The organism is Helicobacter macacae MIT 99-5501 (assembly GCF_000507845.1).
In the GTDB taxonomy this organism is placed as follows: Bacteria; Campylobacterota; Campylobacteria; order Campylobacterales; family Helicobacteraceae; genus Helicobacter_B; species Helicobacter_B macacae.
This window is the reverse complement of record NZ_KI669455.1, coordinates 388231-403749: the sequence shown is the minus strand read 5'-3', so window position 1 is coordinate 403749 and position 15519 is coordinate 388231. Positions and strand designations below refer to the sequence as shown.

At 39.8% G+C, this 15519-nt stretch carries 15 protein-coding genes; 10 read left to right on the top strand and 5 right to left on the bottom strand.

Annotated elements, in window-relative coordinates:
* The first annotated feature begins 208 nt into the window (after nt 1-208).
* Both HMPREF2086_RS09205 and HMPREF2086_RS11775 read left to right on the top strand, forming a co-directional pair.
* Nucleotides 209-853, top strand: coding sequence for a hypothetical protein (locus HMPREF2086_RS09205; RefSeq protein ID WP_023928550.1), 645 nt, complete (start codon nt 209-211; stop codon nt 851-853).
* Nucleotides 854-951: 98 nt separating this feature from the next.
* Nucleotides 952-1092, top strand: coding sequence for a hypothetical protein (locus tag HMPREF2086_RS11775; RefSeq protein ID WP_156921334.1), 141 nt, complete (start codon nt 952-954; stop codon nt 1090-1092).
* A gap of 118 nt (nt 1093-1210) precedes the next feature.
* On the opposite strand, the gene HMPREF2086_RS11770 is transcribed toward HMPREF2086_RS11775, so the two are convergent.
* Nucleotides 1211-1378, bottom strand: coding sequence for a hypothetical protein (locus tag HMPREF2086_RS11770; RefSeq protein WP_156921333.1), 168 nt, complete (start codon nt 1376-1378; stop codon nt 1211-1213).
* A gap of 221 nt (nt 1379-1599) precedes the next feature.
* Nucleotides 1600-2391 (bottom strand): tetratricopeptide repeat protein, encoded by a 792-nt coding sequence (locus tag HMPREF2086_RS09200; protein WP_023928549.1) that lies wholly within the window; start codon nt 2389-2391, stop codon nt 1600-1602.
* A 386-nt stretch (nt 2392-2777) separates the two neighbouring features.
* On the opposite strand from HMPREF2086_RS09200, the gene HMPREF2086_RS09195 reads away from it, so the two are divergent.
* From HMPREF2086_RS09195 to HMPREF2086_RS09175, 5 genes are all read left to right on the top strand, one after another.
* Nucleotides 2778-3257: a DUF1104 domain-containing protein gene (locus HMPREF2086_RS09195; protein WP_023928548.1), complete on the top strand. Its 480-nt coding sequence runs from the start codon at nt 2778-2780 to the stop codon at nt 3255-3257.
* Between the two features lie 184 nt (nt 3258-3441).
* A complete protein-coding gene (locus HMPREF2086_RS09190) occupies nt 3442-4125 on the top strand; it encodes a response regulator transcription factor (RefSeq protein WP_023928547.1) in 684 nt (227 codons plus the stop codon).
* Nucleotides 4115-5872 (top strand): sensor histidine kinase, encoded by a 1758-nt coding sequence (locus HMPREF2086_RS11025; RefSeq protein ID WP_023928546.1) that lies wholly within the window; start codon nt 4115-4117, stop codon nt 5870-5872. Before HMPREF2086_RS09190 ends, HMPREF2086_RS11025 begins: the two co-directional genes overlap by 11 nt.
* Before the next feature lie 287 nt (nt 5873-6159).
* On the top strand, nt 6160-7068 hold the full coding sequence (locus tag HMPREF2086_RS09180) for a DMT family transporter (protein WP_023928545.1): 909 nt from the start codon (nt 6160-6162) through the stop codon (nt 7066-7068).
* Nucleotides 7069-7219: 151 nt separating this feature from the next.
* On the top strand, nt 7220-7501 hold the full coding sequence (locus HMPREF2086_RS09175) for a hypothetical protein (RefSeq protein WP_023928544.1): 282 nt from the start codon (nt 7220-7222) through the stop codon (nt 7499-7501).
* 430 nt (nt 7502-7931) lie between these two features.
* On the opposite strand, the gene HMPREF2086_RS09170 is transcribed toward HMPREF2086_RS09175, so the two are convergent.
* From HMPREF2086_RS09170 to pseB, 3 genes are all read right to left on the bottom strand, one after another.
* Nucleotides 7932-8186 carry a hypothetical protein gene (locus HMPREF2086_RS09170; RefSeq protein WP_023928543.1) on the bottom strand — a complete coding sequence of 85 codons (255 nt, stop codon included), beginning with the start codon at nt 8184-8186 and terminating at the stop codon, nt 7932-7934.
* A gap of 343 nt (nt 8187-8529) precedes the next feature.
* A complete protein-coding gene (locus HMPREF2086_RS11765; protein WP_148374522.1) occupies nt 8530-8733 on the bottom strand; it encodes a hypothetical protein in 204 nt (67 codons plus the stop codon).
* A 95-nt stretch (nt 8734-8828) separates the two neighbouring features.
* On the bottom strand, nt 8829-9824 hold the full coding sequence (pseB, locus tag HMPREF2086_RS09165; protein WP_023928541.1) for a UDP-N-acetylglucosamine 4,6-dehydratase (inverting): 996 nt from the start codon (nt 9822-9824) through the stop codon (nt 8829-8831).
* 410 nt (nt 9825-10234) lie between these two features.
* Between pseB and HMPREF2086_RS09160 the strand changes: the two genes are divergently transcribed.
* From HMPREF2086_RS09160 to HMPREF2086_RS09150, 3 genes are all read left to right on the top strand, one after another.
* Nucleotides 10235-11512, top strand: coding sequence for a bifunctional 2-C-methyl-D-erythritol 4-phosphate cytidylyltransferase/2-C-methyl-D-erythritol 2,4-cyclodiphosphate synthase (locus HMPREF2086_RS09160; protein WP_023928540.1), 1278 nt, complete (start codon nt 10235-10237; stop codon nt 11510-11512).
* A 51-nt stretch (nt 11513-11563) separates the two neighbouring features.
* Complete coding sequence (locus HMPREF2086_RS09155; RefSeq protein WP_023928539.1) at nt 11564-12457, top strand: DNA-binding transcriptional response regulator; 894 nt, start codon at nt 11564-11566, stop codon at nt 12455-12457.
* Nucleotides 12458-12779: 322 nt separating this feature from the next.
* Nucleotides 12780-14888, top strand: coding sequence for a methyl-accepting chemotaxis protein (locus HMPREF2086_RS09150; protein ID WP_023928536.1), 2109 nt, complete (start codon nt 12780-12782; stop codon nt 14886-14888).
* Nucleotides 14889-15519: the final 631 nt, after the last annotated feature.

Here is a 15519-nt window from a genome sequence, read left to right as displayed (position 1 = left end):
TTTTCACACTTTTTTAAATTTTTTGTTAATTTTTATTTATCGTTATTTTCTTAGGTTTTGCGTATTTTGCTTGCCTATTTCTTTTGAGTGCTTTTTTTGAGGTATTTTGCGTGCATTATTCCAATTTGGCGTTTTTTTTTTTTTTTTGGTATGGTTACACATTAGCCGACACTAAAGCGACCACCAAAACAACAAAAAGGAGAATCAAATGAAAAAGTCCGTCCGCAAAGAAGCTAGTAGAGTATTTTTTGTCGCATTAGCCTGTGTAGCGTTTGTGTCAAGCCATTTGAGCGCAAACTCGCCAAAAAAGTCTATCCAAGAGAGAAGCCAAGAGATAGAGCAAACATTTCAAACAAAAATAAACGAGCTAGAATCTCGCCTAAAAGTCATTATAGAAGCCGAGCAAAGAAACAAACCTCAAACAGAATCATATAAGGGAAGTGGCTATGAGCATTATCTTAGTCAGTTTGAGAGCAAAAAAGAAAGTGCCAAAGACTTAAGCAAACACCACAACCAATACAAACAAGAAGCGATTGCAAAAGCCAAGCAATCAGCCAAAGCATACAACGCAGAAAATGAGCTAGCACACTTAGAAGAAAATGTAGGCAAAATCTCTAGTGAGTTTTTAAGCAAAATAAAACACGCCAAAGCAAACCTACCCACAACACCACATAAACAATCTTTGAGCGCACAAACCCCACACTCACAATCCACAAAAAATAGTGCAAAATCTATCTACAAAGAAAAAATTGAGTGGATTTTGCAGAGTTTTGAAAATGAGCATAATGAGATTGTATCGGGCGCATATAATGCTTTTAGCGAGCATCTTGAATCGCTTTATGATAAAAAATAAGCAAGAAATAGATTCTCTACAAGAGAATGATTTGTGATTGCGCTTATTAAGATAGCTAAAAATACTGAGCAATAGCAAGGTGGCTACCTTGCCTGCCAATGACAAATAGATTGCCACGAGTGGCTTACGCGATTCTCGCAATGAATATGTGGCGGATTGCCTCCGTTGTGGCTTCGGTGCTACCTAGCAAGGCGAGATTTAGGAATCTAAAAGAACCCCCACTCCATAAAAATCCTTAAAACCTAATACCCACCCCCTTAATCCCCCTCCGCAAAGGGAGGGGGAAATAGTTTACTTGCCATAACTCGCAAGGGAGGGGGAAATAGAAACTTCGCCACGCTTGTTTTACTAAAGAAACTAAAGAAACTGCGGCTTCGCCTTGTTTTGCGTAGCAAAACCGTCATTGCGAGATTTTTCGTAGCAAAAATCGTGGCAATCCACCACCCCGTCATTGCGAGATTTTGTGTAGCAAAAATCGTGGCAATCCAAAATCAAACACGATTGACATAGAAAGTGGATTGCCACCGCTCGCTTTGCTTGCTCGCAATGACGGGAAAGGCTAGACTATTAAAGAAACTTCGTTTTGCCACACAAGTCTTAAAGACTTGCTAGCAATGACGATGAATGTGGACTACCACGATTTTGCTACGCAAAACAAGCGAAGTTTCTTTGATAAAATCTCGCAATGACGAAAAAAATGGGCACATTGCCTATCTAAAATCCATAAAAATCAAAATCTAAAAACATTACTTCAAGTTCTTTTGGTTTAGTGCCTTGTAGTTGGCACAGCCTTTGTTGCAGACGAGGTTACAGGCTTTGCCGTATAGCTCTTTTGCCATAAGTAGATTTTGCTTTGTGCCAAGCCCATTTGCATATAGCACGCCTAGATTGTTGCACGCATAGCCATATCCCATATCACAAGAGGTTTTGTAGTATTGGTGTGATTTGCGGTAGTCTTGCAGTGCGCCCTCGCCGTTATCATACATTACGCCTAGATTATGGCAAGCAAGCATTTTTGCTTCGCCATTGCTTTTTTCACACACGATTTCAAAGTGCTTGAGCGCGTTTGAGTAGTCTTTTTGCTCATAATATAAAGTCCCTAGATTTAGCCTTGCTCCGTAGTGTTGCTTTTGCAGTGCTAGCTCGTAGAATTTTTTTGCTTGTGGGATATTTCCTATCTCTTTGTGGTAGAGCAATCCTAGATTGTGATAAGCACGATTATCGTCCAATTCAATAGCTCTTTTGAAAAATGTGATAGCTTTTGCTTGAAATCCTGCATTTTGATATATTAGTCCATTGTCATTGCAAGTGGTTTTGGTGCATTCTTCTAGGGTTTGTAGTCCGTTGTTTATGAGTCTCTGACACATATTGTGGTCTTTGTTAAACACACAGGCGTTAAAGTCTTGATTCCATTCCTCTTGGCTAAGTGGAGCTGCATTTGATATGGAAATAGCAAGCGCGAAAGATAGTGATGAGAGGGTGGATATGGTTTTGCGTGAGAATGTGTAAGTTGGTTTTGCATAGATGATTTTTGACATTTTTTTTCCTTTCGTTAGATTTTGCTTGGCAAATTTTTAAGCGCGAAATTGTATCATTGTTTTTGTGTTTTTTGTCAAAAAGCAATAACGCTCAAAGCTAGATATATGCGACTTTTTGGGTGGTTTGTAATGAGTGGGATAAACGCCACATAACGATGGCAAGCACGAAAAGAAAAAAAGTAAATTTTTTATTTACACAAAAATAAAATTTTGTTTTCACGCTCGTTTTATGTTGGTTTTTTAGAATTGCGCTGTTTGTTTAAGACATTTGGACTTAAAGCGCAATCTTTTAAGCTATGAAATCCATAAGATTCTAGCTATAAAAGATTCTAAAAAAGCCTAAAGAGTTTTAGACAGCAAAATTTTCTTAAATAAGGAGAACACAAATGAAAACTTCACAAATGAAATTTTCGTGGGCAAGGGTATTGTTTTTGGCAAGTTTGGCAGGTTTTGCAAGTAGCGTTTTGTGTGGCTCTTTTGCTCTTGGTGCGGACTTTAGCGCGAAAAGCGATAGTGAGCTAATCAAACTTGCAGGCTCGATTGCCCCAAGTGATGAGCCAGATTTCGCCATAGAGGTAAATAAGCGCGTAAATGCAAAGCCCTACGCAGAAGCAAAAGACTTCAAACGCGCTATCAAATACGCTCGAAAGCAAGGTTTCTCTAAACTCTCTGTCGAACAAGCGCGAAAAAGAAAAATAGAATCTTGCAAGGCATTCCAAGCTAGGACAGACTCTATGACAGGAGCGCAAATCCGTGAAGCAGGGCTAAAAGTCTTTCATAAAAATTGCGATTTCATCGGACAAAAACATAAACACGAAAAACACGAAAAAGCCAAAGGGTTCAAAGACTATGAGTTTGATGACTAAATTGTAGTGCCTGCTTTGTTCCTTTTATAGCCTAGATTCTAGAATCTAGGCTATGCCACAAAACTTAGTAAGATTTTGCAAAATATATCACTTTTGTTTGGAGCAATGCGCATAGATTTTGCAAAATCTTTTACAATATCAAATATTTATGCTTAGTGATAACAACGCAAAAAGGAGAGCGCGAATGGCAAAAAAGGGCGTAAAAATCCTACTTTTAGAAGATGATTTGTCGCTTGGCGAAATGCTCTGTGATGAACTAAAAGAAAAAGGCTATCTTGTAACGCACTGCGAAAACGCACAAAACGCTCTAGAAATAGGCTATGAGCAGGCGTTTGATTTGTGGATATTTGATGTCAAGGTCCCTCTAGGAAATGGCTTTGAAGTGCTAAAAGAGCTTAGGGGGCTTGGCAAAAATACGCCCACGATTTTTCTTACTTCGCTTTCGATGATAGAGGATTTGAAGCGGGGATTTTTGGTGGGCTGTGATGATTATTTACGCAAACCATTTGATGTAGATGAGCTTCTTTTGCGCGTGGATTGCTTGCTTAAAAGGTCTTTTGCACACCAAAATAGCGAGATTTTAGAGCTTAGCGAGAAGCATTGCTTTGACATACTGCAAAAAACACTTTTTGATAAACATACACAAAAAGAAATCCCCCTTACTAACAAAGAGCGCGAACTGCTCGCACTGCTCTTGCAAAATCGAGGGAATTTTGTCAGCCAAGATGAGATTTTTGAGCGGATATGGAGCTATGATGAAAGCCCCACAAATATGGCGTTGCGCGTGTATATCAAAAACTTGCGAAAAGTGCTAGGGAGTGAGAGTATCGCCACGCAAAGGCATAGGGGATATTGCTATGCCAAATAAAAAGTTAAAGCATTTTACTCAATATGGCAAAAATCTTAAAAAACTAGGGAATCTAAGGAAGTTTTTTAAGGTGATTTGGGGGGAAATGCGTGCTAGCTTTTTGGGTAAATTTTTTGCTTTTCCCAAAGTCCCAAAATCCCAAAATCCCAAAAAAATCGACACTTTCACAAGCACAACTTATAAGATTTTACTCCTTTATTTGGGGACTTCGGTATGCTTTTTGGGAATCATATCTTTTATGATGTATAACAAAGAATTGCATAATTTGCGCGACCACCAATCAATGCAAATGCGCAATGACTTTATCCAAATCGCCACTGCAATGGCACAAATGGATTTCAAAAGTAGCGCAGGGATAGAGAGAGAAATCAAAAAAACACTCGAAGAAATAGAGGAAAAAGAGGCAAAACTTCAAAAGAAAAATACCCCAAAAAATCAAGCAAAACTCTTAAAAGAAATCCAAAAGCTCCAAGAACTGCGCTCTTTGCAAGCTAAGCAAGCCCTACAATATCAACAAAACGCGCAAACCCCACAAGACACGCCACAAGTCAATCAAAATGCACCACAAAGATTCCAAAAAAGTAAAGAAGCTTCGCCTGCTTTGCTGGAATTTTTGCGTGAAATGAGGGCGGAGATAAACTCGCCATTTGCCCTGCTAGATGAGAATCTAGGTGTGGTGTATAGTGATTTAAGCGTGGGGCTAGATTCTATTAGCCCTATATTTGCTAGTCCGCAGGGATTTTTGCGCTTTGAAGGGTTTATTTTTGTGAATTTTTCACGCAACAGAGGCTTGCTTTTTCATCACCCATTTGGTGGGGGCAAAATACCAAAATCGGCTATGAAATACCTTGATAAGCAGGGGTGGATTTTTATCTTGCAAGGCGAGGCGGTAGAGAGTGGCACAAAGATTTTTAGCAAAGATGATGCAAGGCTTGAAGCGCAAAGATTTAGCCAACCAAAGCAGATAAAATCTATAAAAAAAGAGATTCTCTCCATTCGCGTTGAAATCATCGCCCTTATGTTGCTTTGCTTGCTTGTGATTGCGATTGTGGCTTACGCGCTTGTGAGGCTATCACTACGCCCTATCAAAGCACAGATAAAGCACCTAGAGCGATTTATCAAAGACACCACACACGAGGTAAATACGCCCCTTAGCGTTATCCTAATGAGTGTGCAAAAATTTGATAACAGCGAGCTAGGAGAGGGAAACAAAAAGCGACTACACCATATCAAGCTATCTGCCCAAAGCCTGCACCAAATGTATCAAAATCTCATTTTCCTAAACTTCTATCAAGGCAAAAATAATGAGCAATCTTTGCAGATAGATTCTCTTATAAATGAGCGCGTGGAGTATTTCTCCACCCTTTTGGCACAAAAAAATATCACTCTAGATTCTAGCCTTGCCCCTGCTAAAATCTATGCAAACAAAGATGAAATCACCATAATGCTAGATAATCTCCTATCAAACGCAATCAAATACAACCACAAAGGAGGCACAATCTCTTTGCTCCTCACAGCTAGCCAAGACAAAGCAACGCTAGAAATACGCGATAGTGGCTATGGCATACAAAAGGAGGATTTGGAGCGGATATTTGAGCGATACAAGCGGTTTAATGATGATAAAGGGGGCTTTGGCATAGGGCTATCATTGGTGAGTGAAATCGCTAGCAAATATGACATAGACTTAAAAGTGCAAAGCGAGGTTGGCAAAGGTAGCGCGTTCGTGCTGGTGTTTAGGACTTTGTAAGGTTGCTTTTTGAGTTTTAGATTTTTAGATTTTGTGTGCTGATAGTGGATTGTAGAGGTGTTTGGATTCTTTTGTGTGGGTGGCTATTTTTGTTTGGTGTTTAGGGATTTTAGACTTGCCAAAGAATCTTTGCAAAATCTTTAATCAAAAAAATATTTATTAAAAAAATTATTGGCAATATTTATAGCCAAGATTTAGCCTAGATAAAGTATTGTGGTAAGATTTTGTGTTTGTTGTAGGTGCTTATAGCCTAAACAACAAAATCCATAAAATCATAGGGGTGCGTTTTGAGATTTTTGCTCGTTTTGGCGATGATGGGCTGGGGACTTGTGTGGGCATTATCCAAAGTGCTATTAGAGTATGCCTCGCCCGCGCAAGTTGCCTGCATTCGATTCCTTATCGTATCTATTTGCTTTGTGCCACTTCTTTTTGTGCTAAAAATCTCTTTTAAAATCCCTCGCAAAGCCTTTTTGCCACTAGCCTTTAGCGCGATTTGCCACACGGCGTATTCTTATGCTATGTATGCGGGTATGGAGTTTGGCGATGCTGGAAGCGCGGGAGTGATTACAGAGGTGCTGCCACCTATTATCGCGGCATTTTTGTGGAGTGTGTGGAGGGGACAGACACTGCTTAGGCGAGAGAAGTGGGGGCTAGCACTTGGTATAGTCGCAGGAGCGTTTTTGATAAATCTTTTTGGCAATAGTAGTGCGATATTGCACCCTTTTAATGCGATATATCTTTTTGCTTCGCTTGCTTGGGCGTTTTTGATGATAGGCTCAAGGCTAGCAAGTGAAAATCTAAATCCGCTTTGTGTGAATTTTTATATTTGCCTAATAAGTGCGGTGGCGTTTTTGCCCTCGCTTTTTATGCTTGATTCTAGTGGGGTTAGCGGGATTGAGAAAATCTTGGAGGCGGATTTTATCTTTTGGGGGAGTATAATAGTCGCGGCGGTATTTTGCACGGTGTTTTCTACAAGTGTGTTTTATCACGGGCTATTTGTGCTAGGCGTTACACAAGGTGGAATTTACGCGCTTTTGACGCCTGTGTTTGCGCTTATATTTGCATTTGTGATTTTGGGAGAGATTCCGCAGTATTGGATTGTCATAGGTGGTGTGCTAGCTGTGGGAAGCGTATGCGTGATAAATGACTTTAGAATCTTTTATAAAAAATCACGCAAAAATAGCCCAAAAACATAGCCCGAGATAAACCCAAAATCTAGCACAAGAGATAGTAGCAAGCTAGAAAGTTATCACTAAATGTAAATTTACATTTAGTGATTTGTGCTACAATGCCTAGCTGGTTTGATTTTGTAAGCACAAAAGCAAAGCACACCAAAAGGAGATAAAAATGAAAATAACAAAAATCCTGCTAGCACTTGGCATAGCCACTAGCGCAATTACCACGACAGCCCTTGCAGATGAGGACTTGACAATGTATAAAGTCGCAAATATGCTAAAGCAAGGCAAAGGCAATGTTTGCAAAACCCCCACCAAGCGCAAGAATGTAACGGCGGTATGCTACAATAACTTCGTCTATCTCTACAATATCAAAGAATCTGTCGAGCTACACCCAGAGCTAGATGATAGCGGAAAAAAGCTCGCTTGCAAATGCCCTCCTAAGAAAAAATAGCAAAAATCTAGGAATCTAGCTAGTTTGAAGCTAGCTAGATTTGACACAAGGTAGCTAAGTAGCAAGGCAGACAAATGAATTAAGAAAATGTCTGTGTTGCTAGGGGATTGTTTTTTAGGGGTTATAAAGTTTTTGAAATTCTTAAAATTCTTAAGACTTCTTAAAGTGTAGCTTGCTAAATCTTTCGTCAACTTCGCATAACAAAATTTCCACTTAAAATATAAATCTTGCCTTAAAAATCTTGACTTAAAATAATTTTCACTTGTAGTCTAAAACTCTTTGGGGTAAATGGAGCTGAAGTCTTTTATTCCTAAAACATAAGTAATGTGAAGTAGTGCAAGTATCAAAGTAAGTAAAATCTAAAAATTTATCTTAGAAATTTTGTGTGTAAATGATTTTGTATGTTTGGTTTTGTGGCTTTTGGTTGTTTTTAGTGCTCTCTACCACCACTTTTGCCACCTCCCCACATATACTTTTCCTGCATATTTTTATCTGTGGATAGATAGTCTGTCTCTGCATATCCGCTTTTGCCATTTCTCATCTTTCTCAAAGAAGCGATATTTTCTGTCATTTTTTCGATTCTTATGTGTTGGGAATTTCGCGCTTTGGTGAAGGCTATACACAGAACGATGATTGCGACAATGCCTAGTAGGCTTATGATGATTTTTAGTGCTAGAGGTTGCATTTGACTTCCTTGCATTTTGATTTTGCTTGTATTTTTGGTTTTGGTGTTTTTTGCATTTTTAGGATTCACTATCTTGATGAGAGAATCTCAAAAATGAATTCCTCTCATCAAGCTGACTAAACTAAAAAATAAATTGATTGATAAAAATTATTTATTAGCATTGTATCACAATAAAAGTTAATCAATAATTTTTATTCATTAGAATTTTTGTTTTTTTAAATACATATTAGAAATAACAGTGTTATTTTGCCCCCCCCCCCCCTACTTAAAATAAGCTTAAAAATCTGCATATTGCTATGAAAAATGATATTTTTGACAAAAAAGCATATAAATCTTGCAAAAATCAATGCTTGCAGGATAAGCCACACCAAAGCCACAAAATACACACAAAGCGCATAAGGCTAGATTTTATAAAATTTTGCAAAAATAATCTATGTATGAAGTGTAAGTATTGTTTATGATAGGTATTTGGGAGTTGGCTTCTCTGCACTTCTTCACACTTCTCTGTGCTTGCCCACACTTGCCAATACTTCTTTCCTTCCCTCACTTGCCCACATTTCCCTCGCTTGCCACTACTTCCGTAGCTTTTTGCCCACGCTATTTCACTTGCTATGTATATAGCCTTATTGTATAGCCTCTTCCTTAGTGTATATCTTGCGTGATTGCGATTAGCTCGTCTTGGCTAAGCCATTTGGTGTTTTTCTCGCTTGAGTATTCAAAGCTCTCTTTTACGCGCTCCCCCCTCTCGCCATTTCGCGTTGTGCCGTAGTCTATGGGGGATTGAAACACTATGCTAGGCTCTAGCAGATAAAAATCATCAAACTCAAAGCAATGCCTAGAGTCATCAAGCGGAATCATTACTTCGTGTAGCTTCTCTCCTGCTCGTATGCCGATAGATTTGATAGGCAGGTGTGGGGCTAGGGCATTGGCTAGTTGCGTGATTTTCATACTTGGGATTTTGGGGACAAAGATTTCGCCTCCGTGCATTCGCTCCAAACTTTTTAGCACAAACTCCACCCCCTGCTCCAAAGTGATAAAAAACCTCGTCATTCTCTCATCTGTTATGGGAATCTCTTTTGCGCCTTGCGCGATTAGACGCTTAAAAAGCGGCACGACACTTCCGCGACTTCCCACGACATTGCCATATCGCACCACGCTAAATACAGATTCTCTAGCACCTTTTATATTATTTGCGCTTACAAATAATTTATCAGAGCAAAGTTTTGTCGCGCCGTATAGATTGATAGGATTTGCTGCTTTGTCAGTCGATAGCGCAATGATATGCTTTACTCCGTTTTTTAGGCACGCAGAGATGACATTGCTTGCGCCATTTATGTTTGTTTTTATGCACTCGGTGGGGTTGTATTCTGCGATTGGGACTTGCTTTAGCGCGGCTGCGTGTATGCAAATATCCACGCCCACAAGTGCGGATTCTAGTCTGTCCAAATCCCGCACATCGCCGATAAAATACCGCATAGCTTTGTGGGAAAAAACTTGGCTCATCTCATATTGCTTTAGCTCATCTCGGCTATATACGATAAGGCGAGCGGGGCGGTATTTTTGCAACACCTTTTCGACAAACTTTTTGCCAAAGCTCCCTGTGCCACCTGTGATAAGAATATGTTTATTATTTAGCATTATTTCCCGCTTTGTGTTGACTTTGTGTTGTAAGTTTTGAGTTTTTGGGTAGATTGCTTAGGTTTTGTGTATCGTGCTTTTATAAGCACTAAGCATTCCATTTAGCCCATAAGTGCGAAGTTTGAATAGATATTTTTTCACTCTAATGTGGCAAAAATAGCACAAAATGCACTAAAAATGCAAAAAATATTGGTTTTTAGCAAGGAGTAGAATCTACTTGCGCAATATAAATTTATCTCTACAAAAGCCTATTTTGCGAAAAATCAGCTTTTTTGCAAAAATTTCAAAGCAAGTTTGACAAAAAATTGTATAATTTCGTAACAAAATGCAATTTTTCTTAGCAAGCTACGCAAAAACACCAAAGCAAAATCTATTTAACCACCAAAAACTTCAAAAAGGCACACGATTTTATGCAAGACTTTATGCAAAACATTTCCCAAGCAAAACCAAATATCACAGATTCCGCGCTTGATTCTTTTGCAAAAGATACCACGCTTATCTTGCTTGCTGCGGGAGATTCTACGCGGTTAAGAGAGCGATTCCCTATCAAAAAACAATGGCTTAGCATAGATGATAAGCCACTTTGGCTCTTTGTCGCCCAAAAATGTGTAGAGCGCTTTAGCTTCGCTCAAGTGCTAGTAAGCGCGCACAAAGATGAGCAAAACTATATGCGCAAACTTTGTGAGTATGAAATCACGCAAGGTGGGGAATCTCGCCAAGATTCTATCATCAACGCACTTAAAAGTGTGCAAACAAAATGGGTGCTAATAAGCGATGTGGCAAGGTTTGGCATTGATTATGACATTATCTCACGGCTTTTTGGCAAAGCGATAGCTTCAAGCGATATGGCACAGGGCGAGCGCATAGACTGCGTAGTGCCGACTTTGCGCGTGCCAGACACAGCGATATATGATGGCAAATATATCAAGCGAGAATCCCTGCACCGCATACAAACCCCACAGCTCTCACGCACACAATCCCTACGCGCAGCACTGCAAGCCACAAACCAAACATACACAGATGAAAGTAGCATAATCGCTGCAAATGGTGGCAAAGTCGCATACATAGAGGGCAAAGACTCGCTTCGCAAGCTCACTTTTGTGGAGGATTTGGAGTATTTGGCAGATTTTGCTAGCGATGCCAAAGCAAATCAAATTGCTTGCAAAAATGATATTTTTATCGGCAATGGTATTGATGTGCATAGCTTTGAGGAGGGCAAGCAAATGGTGCTAGGGGGAGTAAAGATAGATTCTAGCTTTGGGTTTAGGGCTCATAGCGATGGCGATGTGGCACTGCATAGCCTTATAGATGCACTACTTGGTGCGATAGGTGCGGGCGATATAGGCGAGTGGTTTCCAGACAATGATGAATCATACAAAAACGCTGATTCTAAGCAGTTACTACAAAGCGTGGTGGATTTTCTCCAAAAGGTAGGCTTTGTGGTGGGCAATGTCGATATTAGCATCATCGCTCAAATGCCCAAAATCACGCCCTATAAACGCGCCATACAAGAATCTATCGCCACACTTCTAAGTGTGCCTCTGCGCTTTGTAAATATCAAAGCCACCACCACAGAGCATTTGGGCTTTGTAGGGAGGGGAGAGGGCGTGTGTGTGATGACTTCAGCGATAGTTAGGAGGGTTGATTGGGTGGCTTTGGCAAAATCTTATAAGCCAAGCCAAACTTAGCGATAAACGCACAAAACATAGCAAAACTCCAAAAACAAAAAGGACGGACAAATGACACTTCTTATCTTAGAGCCAGAAATCTACCTAGCAGAATCCCTATCAGGCAAACTTGATGAAGCGGGCTATGAGTGCTCTATCGCCACAGAGATTCCCAAAGAAAAGGTTGATTATGATGTGATATTGATAGCATCAAAGCTATATGATGATGCTTGTGAAGTATTTATCAAAAGGCACTCGACTAACTCAATTATCATTATGATGGTAACCTATACCAATGACAATACTGTGAATAAACCTATGCTTATAGGGGCAAAAGACTATGTGATAAAGCCTTTTTCTACTGATGAGCTGATGCGCAAGATTTCACATTATCACGAGTTTGCCAAAATCAAAAAGGTGCTAGGATTTTATAACGCTTATTTCAATTTCGTCCAAAACGAGCTAAACACCCCTCATCTTATCCAATACAATCCTCCTTTTCTCATCAAAAGCACCTCGCAGCGAAGCGCGGATATTTATGCGATGAAATACGCTAGGGACAAAAATGTATCCTTTGACTTCATCACGCTAAAAAACACCGACTACAAAGAGATACTAGAGCAATCCCCTCGCAGAAGCAAAATCTCATATATCACAAATCTTGAGGAGCTAAAAAGAAGCGAAAGAAGGGAGTTTTTGGAATCTGTTACTAAATATCCCTTTATCATCTCGTGCGTATCCACAGATAAAATCTTTTTCCCTCAAATCATTGATATTTGCCATATCCCAAATATGCAAGAAATCGGTGGGGACATAATGTCTGTAACGGACTATGTCAAAACCATTATCACAAGGTTTGAGAATCGCTACCCTGATGTCGAGCTTGCCAAAAAGCTAGGTATGAGTCGCAAGAGCCTGTGGGAAAAACGAAAAAAATACGAGTTATTGCGAAAAAAGCAGAAATAATCCAAAACGCAAGCCTACTTTTAAGATATTTTCTGCTACAATGTGCCTTATGCGAAATCATTAGAGAGAGATACAAAAATAGTGCAAAATCTAGCGATAAATCAGCAATGATTCTTAGGATAGCTTAGTAAGTAAATTCTGTCAAATTCTGCTAAAAATCTTAAGATAGTCTATATAGTTTAGGAAAGTCTAAAGATTTATGACTAGATTTAAGTTTATGGAAATATAGGGTTACGGCTAAATCACGCAAAAAGCACACAAAATCTGTGCAAACACGCGCAAAATCCAAAAAACAAATTCAGGGGATAAAAGGAGTTAGAAAATGCAAGCTTGGACAAATATGAAACTTGGCACGAGAGTCGCGCTATTTATCAACGGCATAGTGATGCTTTGTATGCTACTTATGGCATTTGGGATAACTAAAATGTCATCAAACATACAGACAGAAGAATCTCACAAACTAATTGATAACATTTCAGCTAGATTTGCAGGCTTTTTAGAGGATTCGATAAATGAGGCTTTTGCTATGCTAAAAACAAGTGGAGAAAGCATAGGGTTTGTGTTGCAAAATCCGCGCTATGACAATGAGGATATTTTGCAAAGCTCTATATCAAGCCTGCTTGATAACAATCCTTGGGCTTCTCTTGGCTATGTGTATTTGCAGGATTCTAGTGTGCTAGGCGGGATAAAAGACTCAAAACATAGGCTTCCAAATGGAGAGTTTCTAATCCTAGCAAAAGACAAAACCCCCGACCAAAAAGGCGGGATAAGTATTTTAGAGGCAGACCCTGTCGTGGCTAGCTTCAAAGGACTGCAAAAAGCAATGAGTAGTGGCAAAATCGCCATAAGCAATCCCGCATTTAAGAGAGTCTCAAGCATAGGCGAAGTCTATGGCGTATCTCTAAATGTGCCTATCACAAAAGATGGCAGAACCATTGGCGTGGTTGGCTTGCTTATTGAAGCAAGTAATTTGGGTGATGAGATTTTGCAAAGTGCAAAAGAAGCCCTAAAGGCAGATGGCGTAGTGCCATTTGTGCTTACTCAAGATAGCACTATCATTATCCACCCTAGAAAGGAATGGCAAGGCGAGGAAATAGCCTCTATAAACAAAACCCCCTCTTCAGCACGACTAGCCAAAGGCGTAGCAGAGCGCAAAAATGGCATATACGAATACCGCACAAGCAATGGCGATATAAGCTGGACAGGGGTAAAAACATTTGAAGCAGGCAAAGGAAGTGGGACTTATTGGGCTATGGTGTTTGCACTTCCAGAGGAGCAAGTCATAGCCCCTGTAAATGAACTCCGCAATGTCGTGCTGCTAGGAATCATCATATCACTAGGGGTTATTGTAGGCACTGTGTTTGTGTATATCAAAAATCGAGTTGTTAGCAGAATCAGCAATATTTCTAGTCAGCTTTTTGGGTTTTTTGACTATCTAAATCATAGGACAGATACTCTCCCTCCGTTTTTGCAACCAAAGGCGAGAGATGAGCTAGGGGCTATGGCAATGGCGATAAATGAGAATGTGGAAAATACCCAAAAATACTTGGAGCAAGACGCAGCCCTAGTCAAGCAATCCCTAGAAGTCATAAGCAATATTCAATCAAGTGGTGTGATAGATAGACGCATTTCACTAGAGGGTAGCAATCCACAGCTAAATGCGCTAAGGGATTCTGTAAATAATCTAATAAATGGGATAAATACAGCTGTGGGCACAGACCTAAACGAAATCAATCGTGTATTTGACAGCTATACAAAGCTAGATTTTACTACTGAAGTAGCAAATCCAACAGGACGCGTAGAAGTCGTTACCAATACACTAGGTGCAGAAGTAAGAAAAATGCTAAAGACTTCACTAAACTTTGCAAACTCTCTTAATGAACAAAGTGATAAACTTGAAGAGGCAGTAGCTTCTCTTACTCAAAGCTCAAACTCTCAAGCCTCAAGCCTAGAGCAAACTGCAACAGCAGTAGAGGAAATCACTTCATCTATGCAAAATGTATCCTCAAGAAGTAATGAAGTGATTAACCAAACAGAAGACATTAGAAATGTCATAGGAATCATAAGAGATATAGCAGACCAAACAAACTTACTTGCACTAAATGCAGCTATCGAAGCAGCTAGGGCTGGTGAGCACGGCAGAGGATTTGCCGTTGTCGCTGATGAAGTGAGAAAGCTAGCAGAGCGCACAGGTAAATCACTAGGAGAGATTGAAGCAAATACAAACTTACTTGTGCAATCAATCAATGATATGGCAGAATCTATAAAAGAGCAAACTGCTGGAATCGCTCAAATCAATGAAACCATAACCAACCTAGAATCTGTAACCCAAGAAAATGTAAGCATAGCAAATGCTAGCTCACAAATCTCTACAAGTGTATCTAATATCGCTAAAGCAATATTAGATGATGCTAATAAGAAAAAGTGCTAGGGAGAGAGTATAAAAAGAGAATGTGAGGGATTGAATTTTAGTGTGGTAGTATAGGGATTGGTGTTTTTGTTTGGATATTTTGTTGTGCGAGAGAGAATGTAGAGTGAGGGTTAGAAAGTGAGTGAGAGGGAGAGTGAGGGTGTGTAATATAGCAGGAGTGGAATTTGTGCTAGAGAGTGAGTGAATGTGAGAGAGTGGCTTATGCTTAATCAGTTCCCCATCCCTTGCAAGCGCAAGCAAGCCAATTAGTTCCCCCCTCCCTCTGCGGAGGGGGCTAGGGGGTGGGTAGATACCACCTACGCTTCTTAAGCAAAGCTAACAACTGCAAGCGACAAAAACCCAACTGCTAGCAATGCGAATATTTCCATTGCCAACAAAGCAAACACAGCACTTCTGTCATTACTAAAGAAACTTCGGCTTCGCCTTGTTTTCTAAAGAAACTGCGCTACGCTTGTTTTCTAAAGAAACTGCGCTACGCTTGTTTTGTGAGCGAACGAAGCAAGCGTAGCAATCCATATAAAAAACAAAAAGACATAGATTGCCACGATTTTGCTACGCAAAACAAACGAATGAAGTTTCTTTAGTAAATTCTCGCAATGACAAAACTTCGTCTTATAATGTCGGCATTATA